General features: G+C 64.7%; 14 protein-coding genes and 10 tRNA genes. 4 read left to right on the top strand and 20 right to left on the bottom strand.

The annotated features are described in order from the left end of the window. Window positions 1-27: 27 nt before the first annotated feature. A tRNA-Ser gene (locus ABE472_RS14790) sits at window positions 28-118 on the bottom strand. A 166-nt stretch (window positions 119-284) separates the two neighbouring features. Between ABE472_RS14790 and ABE472_RS14785 the strand changes: the two genes are divergently transcribed. After that, window positions 285-989 carry a protein phosphatase 2C domain-containing protein gene (locus tag ABE472_RS14785; RefSeq protein ID WP_019185793.1) on the top strand — a complete coding sequence of 235 codons (705 nt, stop codon included), beginning with the start codon at window positions 285-287 and terminating at the stop codon, window positions 987-989. 45 nt (window positions 990-1034) lie between these two features. On the opposite strand, the gene dnaQ is transcribed toward ABE472_RS14785, so the two are convergent. From dnaQ to ABE472_RS14770, 3 genes are read right to left on the bottom strand one after another with little or no spacing between them, the layout of a single operon-like run. Further along, a complete protein-coding gene (gene dnaQ / locus ABE472_RS14780) occupies window positions 1035-1766 on the bottom strand; it encodes a DNA polymerase III subunit epsilon (protein WP_313212247.1) in 732 nt (243 codons plus the stop codon). Between the two features lie 4 nt (window positions 1767-1770). Then, window positions 1771-2223, bottom strand: a complete 453-nt coding sequence (gene rnhA, locus ABE472_RS14775) for a ribonuclease HI (RefSeq protein ID WP_121042991.1) — start codon at window positions 2221-2223, stop codon at window positions 1771-1773. An 11-nt stretch (window positions 2224-2234) separates the two neighbouring features. Next, the gene (locus ABE472_RS14770) at window positions 2235-2879 is read right to left on the bottom strand and encodes a methyltransferase domain-containing protein (protein WP_346466527.1); all 645 of its coding nucleotides are present in this window, start codon (window positions 2877-2879) and stop codon (window positions 2235-2237) included. Between the two features lie 11 nt (window positions 2880-2890). Here ABE472_RS14770 and gloB point away from each other — a divergent pair, with 11 nt between their 5' ends. Together gloB and ABE472_RS14760 are read left to right on the top strand one after the other, a co-directional pair. Continuing rightward, window positions 2891-3658: a hydroxyacylglutathione hydrolase gene (gloB, locus tag ABE472_RS14765; protein WP_346466526.1), complete on the top strand. Its 768-nt coding sequence runs from the start codon at window positions 2891-2893 to the stop codon at window positions 3656-3658. After that, a complete protein-coding gene (locus ABE472_RS14760; RefSeq protein WP_346466525.1) occupies window positions 3655-4869 on the top strand; it encodes a transglycosylase SLT domain-containing protein in 1215 nt (404 codons plus the stop codon). Before gloB ends, ABE472_RS14760 begins: the two co-directional genes overlap by 4 nt. Before the next feature lie 112 nt (window positions 4870-4981). On the opposite strand, the gene ABE472_RS14755 is transcribed toward ABE472_RS14760, so the two are convergent. The 16 genes from ABE472_RS14755 to ABE472_RS14680 form a co-directional block, all read right to left on the bottom strand. After that, entirely contained in the window at window positions 4982-6955 is a 1974-nt protein-coding gene (locus tag ABE472_RS14755) for a peptidyl-prolyl cis-trans isomerase (RefSeq protein ID WP_346466524.1), read from the bottom strand. Between the two features lie 212 nt (window positions 6956-7167). Next, window positions 7168-7244 (bottom strand) — tRNA-Asp (locus ABE472_RS14750). 90 nt (window positions 7245-7334) lie between these two features. Continuing rightward, a tRNA-Asp gene (locus ABE472_RS14745) sits at window positions 7335-7411 on the bottom strand. A gap of 28 nt (window positions 7412-7439) precedes the next feature. Beyond that, window positions 7440-7514, bottom strand: a tRNA-Val gene (locus tag ABE472_RS14740). Between the two features lie 11 nt (window positions 7515-7525). Further along, window positions 7526-7798 carry an HU family DNA-binding protein gene (locus tag ABE472_RS14735; RefSeq protein WP_019185801.1) on the bottom strand — a complete coding sequence of 91 codons (273 nt, stop codon included), beginning with the start codon at window positions 7796-7798 and terminating at the stop codon, window positions 7526-7528. 207 nt (window positions 7799-8005) lie between these two features. Next, the gene (gene lon / locus ABE472_RS14730; protein ID WP_346463622.1) at window positions 8006-10480 is read right to left on the bottom strand and encodes an endopeptidase La; all 2475 of its coding nucleotides are present in this window, start codon (window positions 10478-10480) and stop codon (window positions 8006-8008) included. Between the two features lie 142 nt (window positions 10481-10622). Further along, entirely contained in the window at window positions 10623-11912 is a 1290-nt protein-coding gene (gene clpX / locus ABE472_RS14725) for an ATP-dependent Clp protease ATP-binding subunit ClpX (protein ID WP_019185803.1), read from the bottom strand. Between the two features lie 126 nt (window positions 11913-12038). Beyond that, window positions 12039-12665, bottom strand: a complete 627-nt coding sequence (clpP, locus tag ABE472_RS14720; protein ID WP_019185804.1) for an ATP-dependent Clp endopeptidase proteolytic subunit ClpP — start codon at window positions 12663-12665, stop codon at window positions 12039-12041. Between the two features lie 66 nt (window positions 12666-12731). Beyond that, the gene (gene tig / locus ABE472_RS14715; protein WP_121042977.1) at window positions 12732-14024 is read right to left on the bottom strand and encodes a trigger factor; all 1293 of its coding nucleotides are present in this window, start codon (window positions 14022-14024) and stop codon (window positions 12732-12734) included. Between the two features lie 235 nt (window positions 14025-14259). Then, window positions 14260-14344 (bottom strand) — tRNA-Leu (locus ABE472_RS14710). Window positions 14345-14450: 106 nt separating this feature from the next. Next, the gene (locus ABE472_RS14705) at window positions 14451-14723 is read right to left on the bottom strand and encodes a hypothetical protein (protein ID WP_346466523.1); all 273 of its coding nucleotides are present in this window, start codon (window positions 14721-14723) and stop codon (window positions 14451-14453) included. A 189-nt stretch (window positions 14724-14912) separates the two neighbouring features. Then, a tRNA-Lys gene (locus ABE472_RS14700) sits at window positions 14913-14988 on the bottom strand. A gap of 161 nt (window positions 14989-15149) precedes the next feature. After that, window positions 15150-15225 (bottom strand) — tRNA-Lys (locus ABE472_RS14695). A gap of 81 nt (window positions 15226-15306) precedes the next feature. Beyond that, a tRNA-His gene (locus ABE472_RS14690) sits at window positions 15307-15383 on the bottom strand. A gap of 35 nt (window positions 15384-15418) precedes the next feature. After that, window positions 15419-15495, bottom strand: a tRNA-Arg gene (locus tag ABE472_RS14685). Window positions 15496-15540: 45 nt separating this feature from the next. Beyond that, a tRNA-Pro gene (locus tag ABE472_RS14680) sits at window positions 15541-15617 on the bottom strand. 178 nt (window positions 15618-15795) lie between these two features. Here ABE472_RS14680 and ABE472_RS14675 point away from each other — a divergent pair. Further along, a complete protein-coding gene (locus ABE472_RS14675; RefSeq protein WP_346463626.1) occupies window positions 15796-16554 on the top strand; it encodes a Bax inhibitor-1/YccA family protein in 759 nt (252 codons plus the stop codon). Window positions 16555-16584 lie beyond the last annotated feature (30 nt).

Raw genomic sequence — 16584 nt, 5'->3', positions numbered from 1 at the left:
CCCAATGGGTGGCCTTTTTTGCGTGTCTGGCGGAGAGGGGGGGATTCGAACCCCCGAGGCGCTATAAACGCCTGCCTGATTTCGAGTCAGGTACATTCAACCGCTCTGCCACCTCTCCAGATGGTCCCGGCGAACCGGGACGCGAATGATACGGGCAGGACGCGCTGACGACAAGTCATTCCGCACCGGCGAAGTGAATTTCTTCTGTATGGATGCCTTGCCGGATGTCCGGCGGGCCGCGATCATGCCGTTATCCCTCGCAATCCTCACCGGCACGCGCCTTCATGATCGAATTCGGACACCTGACCCACCCCGGCCTGCGCCGCGACCTCAATGAGGATACGTATTACGGGGATGGCGAACTGGCGCTGTGGCTGGTCGCCGATGGCATGGGCGGGCACGCCTGCGGTGAGGTGGCCAGTGCGCTGGCGCGCGAGACCATCGTGCGCGAGATCCGCCGCGGGGCGACGCTGGCGCATGCGATCCGGATCGCCGATGAGGAAATCATCCGCACCTCGCGCCGCCGCAACGACAGCCTGCCGATGGGCACCACCGTGGTGGCGGCCCGTGTGCAGGGCAATCGGTATGAGGTGGCGTGGGTCGGCGACAGCCGCGCGTACCTGTGGCGCGACGGCAAGCTGGCCCAGTTGAGCCAGGATCACAGCGTGGTCCAGGAACTGGTCGCGCAGGGCAATCTGACCGCCGAGCAGGCGCGTGCACACCCGCATCGCAATGTGGTGACCCAGGCGCTGGGGGTGACCGATCCGGCGCACCTGAATGTGGCGACCACCACCGGTGAGCTGCGCCCGGGCATGCAGTTGCTGCTGTGCAGCGACGGGCTGACCGAAGAGGTCGAGGACAAGGGCATCGCCCGTACCCTCGCCTTCGATGATGCCAGTGCGCAGGAATGCGTGGATACGCTGGTCGCCGCCGCGCTGGATGGCGGCGGTTCGGACAACATCACCGTGATCCTGGTGCGGTGTCATTGAGGCAGGCATCCCGACCAACGGTCGGGATCTACCGGGGGCGGGCCGTCAGGCGCTGACCGCTTCCACCGCTTCAGGTTCACCATCCCAGATCGCGCGGCCGGCCTTCTTGCGCAGCTTGGCCAGGCGCGCTTCGTGCGCTTCCCGCTCCGAGGCCGTGGCGACCACGCGCGGGCGCGGCAGCAGGCGCGAGGTGTCGAAGGTCTGCGCGTGGGCGCTGCCGGTTTTCTGGTCATCGGCCGAGCCGAAGCCGATTTCTTCCTGGCCCGAGGTCAGCGCGATGTACACATCGCCCAGGATCTGCGCATCGAGCAGGCCGCCGTGCAGCTGGCGGTGGGCATTGTCCACGCCCAGGCGACGGCACAGTGCATCCAGCGAATTGCGCTGGCCCGGGAAGCGCTCGCGCGCCATCTTCAGCGTATCGATCACCGTGCAGCGGTCGGTGATCTTGCCGTAGTGGTCGCCCAGCAGCGACAGCTCGTTGTCCAGGAAGCCCAGATCGAACGCCGCGTTGTGGATGATCAGCTCGGCGCCATCGATGTAGGCCAGGAAGTCGTCGACGACCTGGGCGAAGTCCGGCTTGTCGGCCAGGAACTCCAGGGTCAGGCCCGTGACTTCCTGCGCGCCCTGTTCGAACTCGCAGTCCGGCTTGAGGTACTGGTGGTAGTTGTTGCCACTGGGGCGGCGCTCGAGCAGTTCCACACAGCCGATTTCGACGATGCGATTGCCCTTCCGCCATTCCAGGCCGGTGGTTTCGGTATCAAGGATGATCTGACGCATGGGCTCAGTGTACCGGGCCGGCGGCGCGGATCCGGATCGCGGCGTCGCGCGCCAGCTGATCCACGCGCTCGTTGTCCGGGTCGCCGGAATGGCCCTTCACCCAGCGCCAGTCGATGGTGTGCTTCAGCGTGGCCGCATGCAGGCGCTCCCACAGTTCCCGGTTCTTGACCGGCGAGCCGCCGGCGGTCTTCCAGTTCTTGCGGATCCAACCGGGCATCCACTCGGTCAGGCCCTGGCGCACGTACTGCGAATCGGTGAACAGCACGATGTTGCACGGCTCGGTGAGGGCTTCCAGCCCCGAGATGGCCGCCATCAGCTCCATGCGGTTGTTGGTGGTATGCGCTTCACCACCGCTCAGTTCGCGCTCGTGCGCGTTGTAGCGCAGCAATGCCGCCCAGCCGCCAGGGCCGGGATTGCCGAGGCAGGAACCGTCGGTGTGGATTTCTATCGTCTTCATTCCATTCCAGATCAGGTGGCCACGGTGCCGTGCCAGCGTGGCGCAGCCACCGGCGTCGGTCCCGGCAAGGCCAGAGTGCGTTTTTCAGCGGTGAACAGACAGGCGGCCCGCAGCGGGGCCAGATCGCGCCGCGCCGGCGAGCGGTCGCGCCACATCGGGCCGAGGTACTGCAGGTCTTCGCAGCTCAGGCCAGCCTGCGCGAGGGTGTGGCGCAGCCGCTGTGGGCTGCGCACGACCAGCCCGTGATGGCGCCACTGCCGGCGGTACGGGCTGAACGGGTTGAGGGTGGAAAGCCACAGGCGACCGCCCGGCATCAGTACACGGGCGCAGTCGGCGATCAACGCCTCGGCGTCCCGCGCGGTGACATGCTGCAGGACGATCGCATTGACGCTCTCATCCGGCAGCGGCAACGGCAGCCCGCAGTGCACATCCCCGGCGTAAGCCGTGCCGTCCCGGTACAGGCGCAGGCCGCGGCCGGGCAGATCCACGCACCCGAGCCAGCCAGGCGTTGGCGCCACCCACAACCAGGGGTTCACCGGGCGCTCGGCCAGCAGGCTGCGCAACCGCTCCGATTCCAACCGGCACAACGCTTGTGCCGGTTCAGTATCAAACCAGGATGCGACTGTCGCTTGACGGGGGCTCGGTGCGGGGGGCATGGTCCAATTCTATGCGACTGACCGCCCTACCCGCGTTTGCGGACAATTACATCTGGGCACTGGTCGCCGACGACGGCCGCGCCGTGGTCATCGACCCCGGCCAGGCCGACCCCGTCCTGGCCGCCGCAGCGCAGCAGGGATGGGTCCCGCACAGCATTCTGCTGACCCACCACCACAACGACCACATCGGCGGCGTGGCCGAGCTGCAGGCCCGGTTTCCCGCGGTGGAGGTCTACGCACCGGTGGAACCGCGCATCGCGGTCCCTTCCCACCGGGTGGCTGAAGGTGAATGCGTTCAGGCATTGGGGCTGGGCTTCCACGTAGTATCCGTGCCCGGGCACACCCGGAGCCATATCGCGTTTCACACCGCTGAACACCTTTTCAGTGGCGATGCGTTGTTCAGCCTGGGCTGTGGGCGCATGTTCGAAGGTACGCCTCCCCAGCTTCTGGCATCCCTGCGGAAGCTGGCGTCCCTGCCAGCGCAACTGATGGTCTGTTGCGCCCACGAGTACACCCTGTCCAATGCCGTCTTCGCGCGGCATGTAGACCCCACCAACGCTGCGTTGTCGCAGCGCCATGAGGAGGCCTTGGCCATGCGCCGCGATGACCTGCCCACGCTGCCGGTTTCACTGGCAAGCGAGCTGGAATGTAATCCGTTCCTGCGTACGAACACCCCCGCCATCCAGGCGGCCGTCAGCGCCCATCTTGGGCGTCCCGTAACCGATGAAGTCGATGTTGTCGCAGGGCTGCGACACTGGAAAGACGGATTTCGAACATGAGTCGGCGATTGTTGCCGCTCGCGCTTGGCCTGGCGATCGCCGTGGCCGGCAGCGCGGGCGCCCAGTCGTTGACCGCCGGCATGTCGCAGAACGTGGCCGGCCTGTCCTCCCTCCCCCTGACCGCTGCGGCGCTGCCGCCGGCCTCGGTGCGCAACGGGCAGGACATCTTCGCCAGCTTCCGCGATGGTCTGGCCGAACCCACCTGCAACGCCGAGGCGACCAGCCCGCGTTGGCAGAAGCAGTTCGCGCATGCCCCCTCGCGGTTGGCCAACCAGGATGACGATGCGCTGGTGCTGTTCGGCTACGTGGTCGAAGAGCTGCGCAAGTCCGACCTGCCCACCGAATTCGCGCTGATTCCCTTCGTGGAAAGTGGCTACCGGCCCAACGCCCGCAACGGCGGCGGCCCGGCCGGCCTGTGGCAGTTCATCGCCACCACCGCCAAGAACCACCGCGTGCAGATGACCCCCGGCTACGACGGTCGCCTCTCGGCCGTGGATTCCACCCAGGCCGCGGTGCGTTACCTCAAGACCCTGCACGGCATGTTCGGCGGCGACTGGCGCTTGGCGACGATGGCCTACAACGCCGGTGAGTACCGGGTGCTGCAGTCGCTGCGCAAGGCCGGCATGAACGCGCAGAACGCGCGGCCGGCCGAGTTGCCGGGGCTGTCGCCGGTCACCTATGCCTATGTCGAGAAGCTGCATGCGCTGGCCTGCGTCCTGGAAGACGCGGAAACCGAGCCGGCGGTGATGGCCTCACTGGATCGCACCGTGCCCGTGCTGAAGGGCCACACCCTGCCGGCCGGCACCAGCGTCCAACAGTGGGCCCAGCAGCGCGATCTGGATCCGGCGCGGATCGCCCGCCTCAACCCGGCCCTGGCCAGCGGCAAAGGCCGCCCGTCCGGCCAGGTGACGGTGCTGGCTCCGACCGCGCATGCACCGGTGGACGCCAGCGCCAGCGTGGCCGCCATTGCGATGGCCCCCAGCGCACCGGTGGACACCCCGGCGGCGCGCACGACGCCTTCGCCGGCAGCCACCCGCACGGTAGCCAGCGCGGATCGTCCGCGCAGCCGCCGGCACACCGTGCGCGACGGCGAGTCGCCCTGGACCATCGCCCGCCGGTACGGGATGCCGCTGAAGGCCCTGCTGTCGCTCAATGGGCTCAGCGGGAGCAGTGTGCTGAAGCCCGGTGCGGTGCTGCGCGTCGAAGACTGAGTGCGCGGATCCCATTGCGGGTAACGACACTGCCCGGTTCTGCCGGGCGGTGTCGTTCAACAAAAAGCCCGGCATTGCCGGGCTTTTTGCTGTCCAGCAGAAGCCGACCCGGTTACAGGTTGGCTTCTTCGGTCTGCACCTTGAAGTGCTTGCGCATGGCGTCGACGTAGGCCTTGGCGGCGGCCATGCCGTCGATCTGGCTCAGCTGCTCCTTGAGCTGCTGCTGCTGGGCGGCATCCACTTCGGCCACGTTGCCCGGGGTGACCTTGGTCACCGCGTAGATCACGTAGCGGCCCTGCACGGCAACCTTGCCGTAGCTCGGCTTGCCTTCGGCCGGCAGCGGTGCGCTGAACACGGCGCGGTTGATCTCCGGGGTCGGCACCGGCTGGGTACGCGGCAGGCCCGGCAGCGGGCTGATCTGCAGCTTGTCGCTGGTCGCCAGCGCCTGCAGGGTCTGCCCGGCCTTCAGCTTGGCCAGCACGGCGTCCACGGCCTTCTCCGAGGCCTGTCGGGTGCGGTCGGCATGGATCGCGGCGATCACCTGCTCACGGGCCTTGGCCAGCGGCAGCGCCTGCTCCGGGCTGTGCTCGGTCACGCGGATCATCACGTTGTGGTTCGGGCCCAGCTCGATCGGGTCGCTCACCGTGCCGTCCTGGGTCAGGATGTCGGAGAACGCCGCGCGCAGCACGGCCGGGTTGGCGGCGATGCCACTGGCGGTGGTGCGGGTGAACGGACCGATGGTCTGCACCGGCAGGCTCATGTCCTTGGCCGGGCCTTCCAGCGAGGTCGGGTTCTTGTAGACCAGATCCACCAGACGGCCGCTCAGCTCGGTGAACACACGGTCGGTGTCGGCCTTGAGCTGCTCGGCGGCCAGCTGGTCACGGACCTCGTCGAACGAACGGCCTTCGCCACCCTTGGTCTCACGCAGCTTGAGCACGTGGAAACCGAAATCGGTCTTGACCGGACCGGTGACCTCGCCCGCCTTCATGGCGAACAGGGCATCTTCGAACGGCTTCACCATCGCGCCGCGTTCCACCCAGCCCAGGTCGCCGCCGGTGTCCTTGGAGCCCGGATCTTCGGAGTTGGCCTTGGCCAGTGCGGCGAAATCGGCGCCCGGTGCCTTCGCTTCCGCGGCCAGGCGCGTGGCCTTTTCTTCGGCGGCCTTGAGCTTGGCCGGATCGCTGCCGTCGGCGCTGATCAGGATGTGCGAGGCCAGACGCTGTTCCGGCGTCGCGAAGCGTGCCTTCTCATCTTCATAGCGCTTGCGCAGGGTGGCCTCGTCAGCTGCCGCCGGGGCCGGCAGGTTCGCGCCGTTGATCTCGACGTACTCCAGCGACACCGTCTCCGGCTGGCGGAAATCCTTGGTGTGGCTGTCGTACCACTGCTTGATCTGCGCGTCGGTCACTTCGGCGGTATCGGCCGGGGTTTCCGGCAGCGCGGCCAGTTCGACATCACGGGTTTCACCCAACAGCTTCATCAGGCGCTCGGCTTCGCTCTGGGTGGTGAACCCGGAACGCTGCAGGGCCGACGGAATGATCGACTGCTGGATGCTCTCGCGCACCAGCGCTTCGAACTGCGTCGGGGTGCGCGGCGGATTGCCGCTGGCCAGCGCGATGCGGTAGTTGTCCTGGTTGAACGTGCCATCGGCACCGAGGAAGGCCGGGATCGAGGAAATGTACTCGCGTACCGCTCCATCACCGATCACGATGCCGGACTGTTCGCCGGCCAGGCGCACGACCTGCTCATCGATCATCTGATCGAGCACGGCCAGCTTGCTTTCGGTGCTTTCGAACTGGCGCGGATCGAAATCCTCGCCCTGTTCCTGGCGTGCCTGCTGGCGCGCCTGCTCGAAGCGCACGCGGAAATCATTGGAGCTGATCTCATGGTGCTGCCACAGGAACGAAACCGGCCACCACGACGGGGCGGACTTCCACCAGGTCGGCGGGGCGGCCACTTTGGCCACGTTCTGCGAGCCGACGCCACCGAGGTAGCTGGAGTCGATCACGAACAGGAACGGAATCATCAGCAGCCCCAGGATCACGGTAACGATCCAGCCCGAGGTCTTGTCGCGAAGTTTCTGCAGCATGGGAAAAATCAAGGCCTGATTGGCGAGCCCGGCAGTGTAACCCGCTTCGCGGCAGGCTCCAAAAGTGCCCGCGCCCGCCCCTGCGCGCGATCCTCCCGCTGCCGCACCTGCCGATCATGACGGACCAACGGCGTGTGCCGCACTGTCGATCGATCTGCTGGATGGAAAACAAAAAAAAAGCCCTTGGTTTTCACCAAGGGCTTTTCAAAGATTGGCGGAGCGGACGGGACTTGAACCCGCGACCTCCGGCGTGACAGGCCAGCATTCTAACCAGCTGAACTACCGCTCCGCACTTGAACTTTGCAGGCGCTCATTCTATCCGAAGATATTCAGATTGCCCACCCCGAAATACTGCTTTTTTCGAGGTTTTTTTAAAAACTGGCGGAGCGGACGGGACTTGAACCCGCGACCTCCGGCGTGACAGGCCAGCATTCTAACCAGCTGAACTACCGCTCCACATTTCAAAACTTTTACTGGCAGTGCCTGGTGGGTGCTGAGGGTTTCGAACCCCCGACCCTCTCCGTGTAAAGGAGACGCTCTACCGCTGAGCTAAGCACCCCAGCAAGCCGCTTAGTTTACGGCATCCTTCAGGGCTTTGCCAGCCTTGAACGACGGATTCTTCGACGCAGCGATCTTGATGGTGTCGCCGGTCTTCGGGTTGCGGCCGGTACGGGCAGCGCGGTCGCGGACCTGGAACGTGCCGAAGCCCACCAGCGTCACCGCGTCACCGCCCTTCAGGGCCTTGGTGACGGAAGCGATGACGGCATCAACGGCGCGGCTGGACTCGGCCTTGGTCAGGTCGGCGGCTTCAGCAACGGCGTCGATCAATTCGGTCTTGTTCATTCTCTACAGCTCCTTTGGCGGGGATTCCGCGGATTCAACATTGAGACACCCGACGACGATACGCCGTCGAATGCCAGTGAAGTTCTCAGTTCGCCGAATTCAGAATTACGCTGACTCGCGAGTGGTGCTTTTATACCAGTGCCCCCCTACCCGCGCAAGCTGAAAAGCCAATAACGACGCGGGTTTCGGGCATTTCCACAGCACGCGTCAGTGCTTGACGCGGGTCGTGGAAGCTGTCTTGGACTTGCCGCGTACCGTGACACGTTGCCCATCTTTCTTGGGCTTCGGTGCCGTCAGCGGCGTCTCCAGCGCCAGGTCGAGCACTTCCTCGATCCACTTCACCGGCACGATCTTCAGATCGCGGGTGACATTGGCGGGGATATCGGCCAGATCCTTGCGGTTCTCCTCGGGGATGATGACCGTGGTGATGCCGCCACGCAGCGCCGCCAGCAGCTTCTCCTTGAGACCGCCGATGGCCGTGACGCGGCCTCGCAGGGTGATCTCACCGGTCATCGCCACTTCGGCCCGGATCGGCACCTTGGTCAGCGTGGACACCAGCGAGGTCACCATGGCGATACCCGCGCTGGGGCCATCCTTCGGGGTGGCGCCATCGGGCACATGGACGTGCACGTCGTGCTTCTGCAGGAACTCGTTGTCGATGCCCAGCCGCTCGGCGCGCGAACGCACCACCGACAGCGCCGCCGAGGCCGATTCCTTCATCACGTTGCCCAGCTGGCCGGTCAGGATCAGCTGGCCCTTGCCCGGCACCAGGGTGGATTCGATCTGCAGCAGATCGCCGCCCACTTCGGTCCAGGCCAGGCCGGTGACCAGGCCCACTTCGTTCTGCTCTTCGGCACGGCCGAAATCGACGCGACGCACGCCCAGGTACTTGTCCAGGTTCTTGCCGTTGACCACCACCAGCGCCTTCTTCTTCGCGCTGGTCTTCTTGCCGGCCTTGGCCGGCTTGGCAGGCTTTGCCGGTGCCACCGGACCGGCGAGCGCGATCTCCTTGACCACCTTGCGGCAGATCTTGGCGACTTCGCGCTCGAGGTTGCGCACGCCGGATTCGCGCGTGTAATAGCGCACGATGTCCTGGATCGCGTCGGCCTCGATCTCCAGCTCTTCCGGCTTCAGGCCGTTGGCCTTGATCTGCTTGGGCACCAGGTAGCGCATGGCGATGTTGAGCTTCTCATCCTCGGTGTAGCCGGGGATGCGGATCACTTCCATGCGGTCCAGCAGCGGGCCGGGGATGTTGAGCGAGTTGGAGGTCGCCACGAACATCACTTCGGACAGGTCCAGATCCACTTCCAGGTAGTGATCGTTGAACGCGTTGTTCTGCTCCGGATCGAGCACTTCCAGCAGCGCCGAGGACGGATCGCCACGGAAGTCCATCGACATCTTGTCGATCTCATCGAGCACGAACAGCGGGTTCTTGCTGCCCACCTTGTTGAGGTTCTGCACGATGCGGCCCGGCATGGAGCCGACGTAGGTGCGGCGATGGCCACGGATCTCGGCCTCGTCGCGCACGCCGCCCAGGCTCATGCGCACGAACTTGCGGTTGGTCGCCTTGGCGATGGACTGGCCCAGCGAGGTCTTACCCACGCCGGGCGGGCCGACCAGGCACAGGATCGGGCCCTTCATCTGCTTCACGCGCGACTGCACGGCCAGGTATTCCAGGATGCGGTCCTTGACCTTGTCCAGGCCGAAGTGATCGGCATCCAGCGTGTCCTGCGCGGCCTTGAGGTCCTTGCGGACCTTGCTGCGCTTCTTCCACGGCACGCCCAGCAGCCAATCCAGGTAGTTGCGCACCACGGCGGCTTCGGCCGACATCGGCGACATCTGCTTGAGCTTGTTGAGCTCGGCCTTGGCCTTGGTCTCCACCGGCTTGGGCATGCCCGCCTCGGCGATCTTGCGGGCCAGCTCGTCCATCTCGCCGGGCGCGTCATCCAGGTCACCCAGTTCTTTCTGGATGGCCTTCATCTGCTCGTTGAGGTAGTACTCGCGCTGGCTCTTTTCCATCTGCGACTTCACGCGGCCGCGGATGCGCTTTTCCATCTGCTGTACGTCGATCTCGCCATCGACCAGGCCGACCAGCATTTCCAGGCGGTCGCCGATCTGCAGCGTTTCCAGCAGGCGCTGCTTGTCGGCCAGGCGCACGCTGATATGCGCGGCGATGGTGTCGGCCAGGCGCGCGGGCTCATCGATGCCGGCCAGGGTCTGCAGCAGCTCCGGCGGCAGCTTGCGGTTGGTCTTGACGTACTGCTCGAACAGCGACATCAGCGAGCGGGCGATCGCCTCGATCTCGCGCGGCTCGCGCGATTCGTCCGATTCGATTTCCATGCCCACGCCGTGTAGCGAGCCATCGCGCTCGGTCACGTCGGTGACGTTGACCCGCGACAGGCCTTCGACCAGCACCTTGATGGTGCCATCGGGCAGCTTCAGCAGCTGCAGGACCTGGGCGAGCGTGCCGACCTGGTACAGATCGGCGGCGGACGGATCATCCGTCTCGGCGGACTTCTGCGCGAGCAGCAGGATGCGCTTGTCCGCTTCCATCGCCTGCTCCAGCGCATGCATGGACTTGTCACGGCCGACGAACAGCGGAATGACCATGTGCGGGAACACCACCACGTCACGCAGCGGCAGTACCGGCAGGTCGAGAGTCTCAGTTGGGGAACGGGCCATGTGGGCTCCAGTGGAACAGTGGGGATGGCCTCCGGGCGCCTCGCCCGGATACAAAAAAAGCCGATGGCCTCGTTATGGGGCCATCGGCTTCTAGATGCAAGCTGTTCTGAAAAAATTCTTTCAATTCAACTACTTGAACTGATTATTCAGCACCAGCCGCCTTCTGTTCAGGCGCCGGTGGCGTCTGGTAGATCAGGTACGGTTCGGACTTGTGTTCGATCACCGATTCGTCCACTACCACCTTGCTGACGTTCTCTGCCGAGGGCAGGTCATACATGGTGTCCAGCAGGACCGATTCGACGATGGTACGCAGGCCACGGGCACCGGTCTTGCGCTTGAGCGCCTTGCGGGCGATCGCGGCCAGGGCGTCGGGGCGGAACTCCAGCTCGACGTGTTCCATCTCGAACAGCTTCTTGAACTGCTTGGTGATGGCGTTCTTCGGCTCGGTGAGGATGCGCACCAGGGCAGCCTCGTCCAGCTCTTCCAGGGTTGCCACGACCGGCAGGCGGCCGACGAACTCCGGAATCAGGCCGAACTTGATCAGATCTTCCGGCTCGACTTCCGCCAGGATCTTGCCCACTTCCTGCTTGCGCTCGGAACTCTTCACCTTGGCACCGAACCCGATGCCGCCCGAATCGTTCGAACGCTGCTGGATCACCTTGTCCAGGCCGGCAAACGCGCCGCCACAGATGAACAGGATGTTCTTGGTGTCCACCTGCAGGAATTCCTGCTGCGGGTGCTTGCGACCGCCCTGCGGCGGCACGCTGGCCACGGTGCCTTCGATCAGCTTCAGCAGGGCCTGCTGGACGCCTTCGCCGGACACATCGCGGGTGATCGACGGGTTCTCGCTCTTGCGCGAGATCTTGTCGATTTCATCGATGTAGACGATGCCCTGCTGTGCCTTCTCGACGTCGTAGTCGCACTTCTGCAGCAGCTTCTGGATGATGTTCTCCACGTCCTCCCCCACGTAACCGGCTTCGGTCAGCGTGGTGGCGTCGGCCATGGTGAACGGCACATTGAGCAGGCGGGCCAGGGTTTCGGCCAGCAGCGTCTTGCCCGAACCGGTCGGACCGACCAGCAGGATGTTCGACTTCGCCAGTTCGACTTCGTCGTTCTTCTGCCGGCTCTCGATGCGCTTGTAGTGGTTGTATACGGCCACGGCCAGGGTCCGCTTGGCGCGGTTCTGCCCGATCACGTACTGGTCCAGGACCTCGAGGATCTCGCGCGGCTTGGGCAGCGAACTGCGGGCCGACTGCGCCTTCTCCTCCAGCTCCTCACGGATGATGTCGTTGCACAGCTCGACGCATTCATCGCAGATGAACACGCTCGGACCCGCAATCAGCTTGCGCACCTCATGCTGGCTCTTTCCACAGAAAGAGCAGTAGAGGATCTTGCCGGTGTCCGTGGAACGACCTTGGCGGTCTTCGCTCATGCTTCGCTTACCCAGTTACCCCACCCGACTGAACGGGGGTTCGATTCGAGAATAGCACAGGGTCAGGAGGACGCCAGTCCCGCCTGACCCGGTGGAAACAAGCCGGTTTCCCGGCCTGGCACAACCTTACGCCGGCTGGATCGACTCTTCCGGACGACGCTCCAGGACCTGATCGACCAGACCGTAGGCCACTGCATCGGCCGCGCTCTTGAAGTTGTCGCGCTCGGTATCCCGGGCGATGGTCTCCAGCGACTGGCCGGTGTGCTTGGCCAGCACTTCGTTCAGGCGCGAGCGCAGGGTCAGGATTTCACGGGCATGGATATCGATATCCGTGGCCTGGCCCTGGAAACCGCCCAGCGGCTGGTGGATCATCACCCGCGAGTTCGGCAGCGCATACCGCTTGCCGGCCGCGCCGGATGCCAGCAGCAGGGCGCCCATCGAGGCGGCCTGGCCGACACAGATGGTGCTTACGTCCGGCTTGATGTACTGCATGGTGTCGTAGATCGCCATGCCGGCGGTGACTACGCCACCGGGCGAGTTGATGTAGATGCTGATGTCCTTTTCCGGGTTGTCCGCTTCCAGGAACAGCAGCTGCGCCACCACCACGTTGGCCATGTGATCGTCGATCGGGCCCACGAGGAAGATCAGACGCTCTTTCAACAAGCGCGAATAGATGTCATAGGCGCGCTCGCCGCGGCTGGTCTGTTCGACCACCATCGGAACCATGTTCAGGGCTGTGGTTCGGTTGTCCATTAGTGAGGCACCTATTTTGGGGGGAACGACCCCGCGCCGGGGCGCGGGGCGTAAAACGCGGGCCGCTTACTGGCGGATCGCGTCCTGGAACGACAGCTTCTCTTCGGTGTGCTGGGCGCGCTCGGCGATCCAGTCGATCACCTGCTCTTCCATCACACGATTCTGCAGCCCACTCATCAGCTGGGGGTCGTTGCGGTACATCTCAATGACCTGTTCCGGCTCTTCATAGGTCGACGCGATCAGGCGCATGGTTTCATTCAGGCGCTTCGGGTCCAGGCGCAGGTCGTTCTTGCGGGCCACTTCGCCGACCAGCAGGCCGACCAGCACGCGCTTGGCGGCCGCTTCCTTGAAGCCTTCATGGGCATCGGCCGGGACGTCGCCCGGGTTGCGGCCGCTGCGGCGGATCTGCTCGAGCTGCTGATCCAGCATGGCGCGGGCTTCGTTCTCGACCAGGCGCGGGGGCATTTCCACCGAGGCATAGGCGGCGATCAGCTGCTCGCCGACTTCGCGGCGCAGGCGGTTCATCAGGGCACCCTTGAGCTCACGCTCCAGGTTGGCGCGGATGTCCTTGCGGAACTGCTCCACGTCGCCACCCTTCACGCCGAAGCTCTTGATGAACTCGGCATCCACCTCCGGCAGCACCGGCGCGGACACGTCCACCGCCTTGACGGTGACCTTGACCTGCTTGCCGGCCAGCGCGGGCACGCGCCAATCGGCCGGGAACTCGACGTCCAGGGTCTTTTCTTCACCGGCGGTCAGACCGACCAGGCCCTGTTCGATCTGCTCGAACATCATGCCCTGGCCCACGATCACGCTGCCCTTCTCGGTGCCTTCGGCCGGCAGGCGCTCATCGCCGGCCTGCGACCAGGTTTCCAGGGCGACCAGATCGCCGTCCTGGGCGCCACGGGTGACCGGGCTCCAGCTGCGGCGCTGTTCGCGCAGGTTGGTGATCATCTGGTCGATGTCGGCGTCGTTGATCTCGGCGGTGTGGCGGACCACGGTCAGCTTGCTGACGTCCACGTCGCCGAAGTCCGGCACCAGCTCGACGGTGGCCACGAAGGACAGCTCGCCCTCGCCCTTGTCGATGCGCGGGGTGCCGGCGATGCGCAGCTCGTGCTCGCGCAGGGCGGCATCGAAGGTCTCACGCAGCAGGCCGTCGACGGCTTCGCTGCGGACCTGCTGGCCGAAACGCTGCTCGATCACCTTGGCCGGCACCTTGCCCGGACGGAAGCCCTTGATGCGCGTGGTGCGGGCGATTTCGCCCAGACGGCCGCTGATGTGCGTCTGCAGACGGTCTTCCGGCAGCGAGAAGGTCAGGCGGCGTTCCAGATTGCCAGTGGATTCGATCGAAGCTTGCATGTTGACTCCTGCCACCGGCGGCATGGGCCCCGGCACGATGTGATGGATGAAACGGGTTTTGGACGCGGGGTCGTGGACGCGCATGCCCGCCGCAGCCCTGTAGTTTCGCCCATAAACGCCAGTGCCGCCAGCGCGGGCCGAGAACGACCGGGGGGCCGCCAGGGGCCCAGCATGTGGCCGTCTCCCCGATCCGGGACGTGCCCATGGTCATGGTGCCGGCGAAAACGCCCTGCACTGGTGCGAAAGGGGGGACTCGAACCCCCACGCCTTGCGGCACTGGAACCTAAATCCAGGGCGTCTACCAATTCCGCCACTTTCGCGAGCCTGCAAGCTCAGGCGCACATTGTTGCAGGCGGGGCCGGAAAGCGGAAGGTCGTCATGTCGCTTAATGGGGTGAAGCGCGTGCCCCACCCCTCCGATCAGCGGCTATCGCGCAGGCAGCGTCACGCCGGGACGCAATGGCGCTTCCGCCAGGCCTTGCCGATCTTCGCCCTGGGGAGCGTCCTGCATGGAGACACGCGCAAGTGGCTTGGCCGGTTGGACATCGCCGGGAGGAAGATTGTTGCGGAATACGGTCGTGGCATAACCGGCCAGGACCGGGTCGAGCGACGCGTGGGCGGGCGTTTCGGCCGCCGTGGCGGCCGTGGCCGCGGCCGCGCAGGCGGTCAACGCCACAGCGGCAAGGATCCGGAGAGTCATGATGTGCGTACCTCGATGGGCGCCTTGGGCGCGGTCCATCGAGTGGAACCTGATTGCCGGTTGCGATCCGTGCGCTGTCGCGCAGCTTGGAAACGCAGGGTGTCGCGTTCGACCCCGGTTTCAGGAGGCTTTCAGATACGCACCCCGGAAAAGAAAAAAGCCGCCTGGCGGACCAGGCGGCTTCTGTCTTGGTGGGCTGTCAAGGATTCGAACCTTGGACCTATTGATTAAGAGTCAACTGCTCTACCAACTGAGCTAACAGCCCGAAAATCGGGAGGCGAATTATGCAGGGTTTTCTGCACGCGACGCAAGCGTTTTGTTTGAACGGACGGCCAATGCCGGCAGTAGACCGCCAACGCGCCAGCTGTTCAACGTCATGTCGCGAACAAGAAAAAAGCCACTGGGCGGACCCGATGGCTTCTGTCTTGGTGGGCTGTCAAGGATTCGAACCTTGGACCTATTGATTAAGAGTCAACTGCTCTACCAACTGAGCTAACAGCCCTGAAAAACCCAGGCGCACATTGTAGCGTGTGTGCTGCCTTTTGCAACCCTGATTCACTTTCGATGAACCAGTTTGAATCAGTGGGGTGGCTGAGGGGACTCGAACCCCCGACCACCGGAATCACAATCCGGAACTCTAACCAACTGAGCTACAGCCACCACTGAGAACTTTGCTTCCTACCGCTTGCACCGAATGGCGCGCCCGACAGGAATCGAACCTGTAACCGCCGGCTTAGAAGGCCGGTGCTCTATCCAGTTGAGCTACGGGCGCTCGATCCGGATTGTCGCATTCCAATCCCGATTTGAGCAGCGGGCTTGGTCGGGGTAGAGGGATTCGAACCCCCGACATCCTGCTCCCAAAGCAGGCGCGCTACCAGACTGCGCTATACCCCGGCGGTTTGTTTCCCTCCGGGGTTCCCCCCGAAAGAGCCGCCTATTGTGGGAATCGGTGTGGCATCTGTCAACGGTTTTCACACATCAATTCACATGTCGTCGTGACCGAGGGCCGCTTCCGCTATGCTCGGGTCAGCGGCCGGATGGCCGAACCCCTACCCCATCAAGGAGATTGGCAATGCGCAGCGGCAATCCCGCACTTTCCGAGTCGACCTTCCTCGACCTGGCCAGCGGCTCGGTCGTGGCCCGCCCCGACCAGGCGATGACCATCAACGGCACCGTCAACAAGACCGGCGTCCTGTTGCTGCTCACCGTGCTGACGGCCGCCTTCGCGTGGAGCCAGTCGGTCGATGCCTATGGGCAGGTGTCCTCCAGCGCGATGATGTACACCATCGGCGGCGCGGTGGGCGGGCTGATCCTGGCACTCGTCACCGTGTTCAAGAAGGAATGGTCGCCCGTCACTGCGCCGATGTATGCCCTGGTGGAAGGCTTCTTCCTCGGTGCGATCTCGGCCGTGTTCAACATGAAGTTCCCAGGCATCGTGTTCCAGGCGGTGCTGCTGACCTTCGGCACCCTGTTCGCGCTGCTGATGCTGTACCGCAGTGGCGTGATCAAGGTCACCGAGAAGTTCAAGATGGGCGTGTTCGCCGCCACCGGTGGCATCGCGCTGGTGTACCTGGCCTCCTTCGTACTGAGCTTCTTCAACATCAACGTGCCGGTGATCCACGATGCCAGCCTGCTGGGCATCGCCTTCAGCCTGTTCGTGGTGGCGGTGGCCGCGCTGAACCTGGTGCTGGATTTCGACTTCATCGAAACCGGTGCCGCCGCACACGCCCCGAAGTACATGGAGTGGTACGGTGCGTTCGGCCTGATGGTCACGCTGGTGTGGCTGTACGTGGAATTCCTGCGCCTGCTCTCCAAGATCCAGCAGCGCTGAGCCACTGGCCAGGCACGCATCAGGGGCGCC

It is taken from the genome of Stenotrophomonas sp. TWI809, from assembly GCF_039673205.1.
In the GTDB taxonomy this organism is placed as follows: domain Bacteria; phylum Pseudomonadota; class Gammaproteobacteria; order Xanthomonadales; family Xanthomonadaceae; genus Stenotrophomonas.
The sequence above is the reverse complement of the archived record's forward strand: the minus strand, read 5'-3'. Positions and strand labels throughout refer to the sequence as shown.

Bases quoted from the DNA above. Each gene is read 5' to 3' on its own strand.
- ABE472_RS14755 (WP_346466524.1), bottom strand. From the start codon at position 6,955: ATGCTGCAGAAACTTCGCGACAAGACCTCGGGCTGGATCGTTACCGTG.
- ABE472_RS14735 (WP_019185801.1), bottom strand. From the start codon at position 7,798: ATGAACAAGACCGAATTGATCGACGCCGTTGCTGAAGCCGCCGACCTG.
- clpX (WP_019185803.1), bottom strand. From the start codon at position 11,912: ATGAGCGAAGACCGCCAAGGTCGTTCCACGGACACCGGCAAGATCCTC.
- lon (WP_346463622.1), bottom strand. From the start codon at position 10,480: ATGGCCCGTTCCCCAACTGAGACTCTCGACCTGCCGGTACTGCCGCTG.
- ABE472_RS14770 (WP_346466527.1), bottom strand. From the start codon at position 2,879: ATGCCCCCCGCACCGAGCCCCCGTCAAGCGACAGTCGCATCCTGGTTT.
- ABE472_RS14785 (WP_019185793.1), top strand. From the start codon at position 285: ATGATCGAATTCGGACACCTGACCCACCCCGGCCTGCGCCGCGACCTC.
- tig (WP_121042977.1), bottom strand. From the start codon at position 14,024: ATGCAAGCTTCGATCGAATCCACTGGCAATCTGGAACGCCGCCTGACC.
- ABE472_RS14705 (WP_346466523.1), bottom strand. From the start codon at position 14,723: ATGACTCTCCGGATCCTTGCCGCTGTGGCGTTGACCGCCTGCGCGGCC.
- rnhA (WP_121042991.1), bottom strand. From the start codon at position 2,223: ATGAAGACGATAGAAATCCACACCGACGGTTCCTGCCTCGGCAATCCC.
- ABE472_RS14675 (WP_346463626.1), top strand. From the start codon at position 15,796: ATGCGCAGCGGCAATCCCGCACTTTCCGAGTCGACCTTCCTCGACCTG.
- gloB (WP_346466526.1), top strand. From the start codon at position 2,891: ATGCGACTGACCGCCCTACCCGCGTTTGCGGACAATTACATCTGGGCA.
- clpP (WP_019185804.1), bottom strand. From the start codon at position 12,665: ATGGACAACCGAACCACAGCCCTGAACATGGTTCCGATGGTGGTCGAA.
- dnaQ (WP_313212247.1), bottom strand. From the start codon at position 1,766: ATGCGTCAGATCATCCTTGATACCGAAACCACCGGCCTGGAATGGCGG.
- ABE472_RS14760 (WP_346466525.1), top strand. From the start codon at position 3,655: ATGAGTCGGCGATTGTTGCCGCTCGCGCTTGGCCTGGCGATCGCCGTG.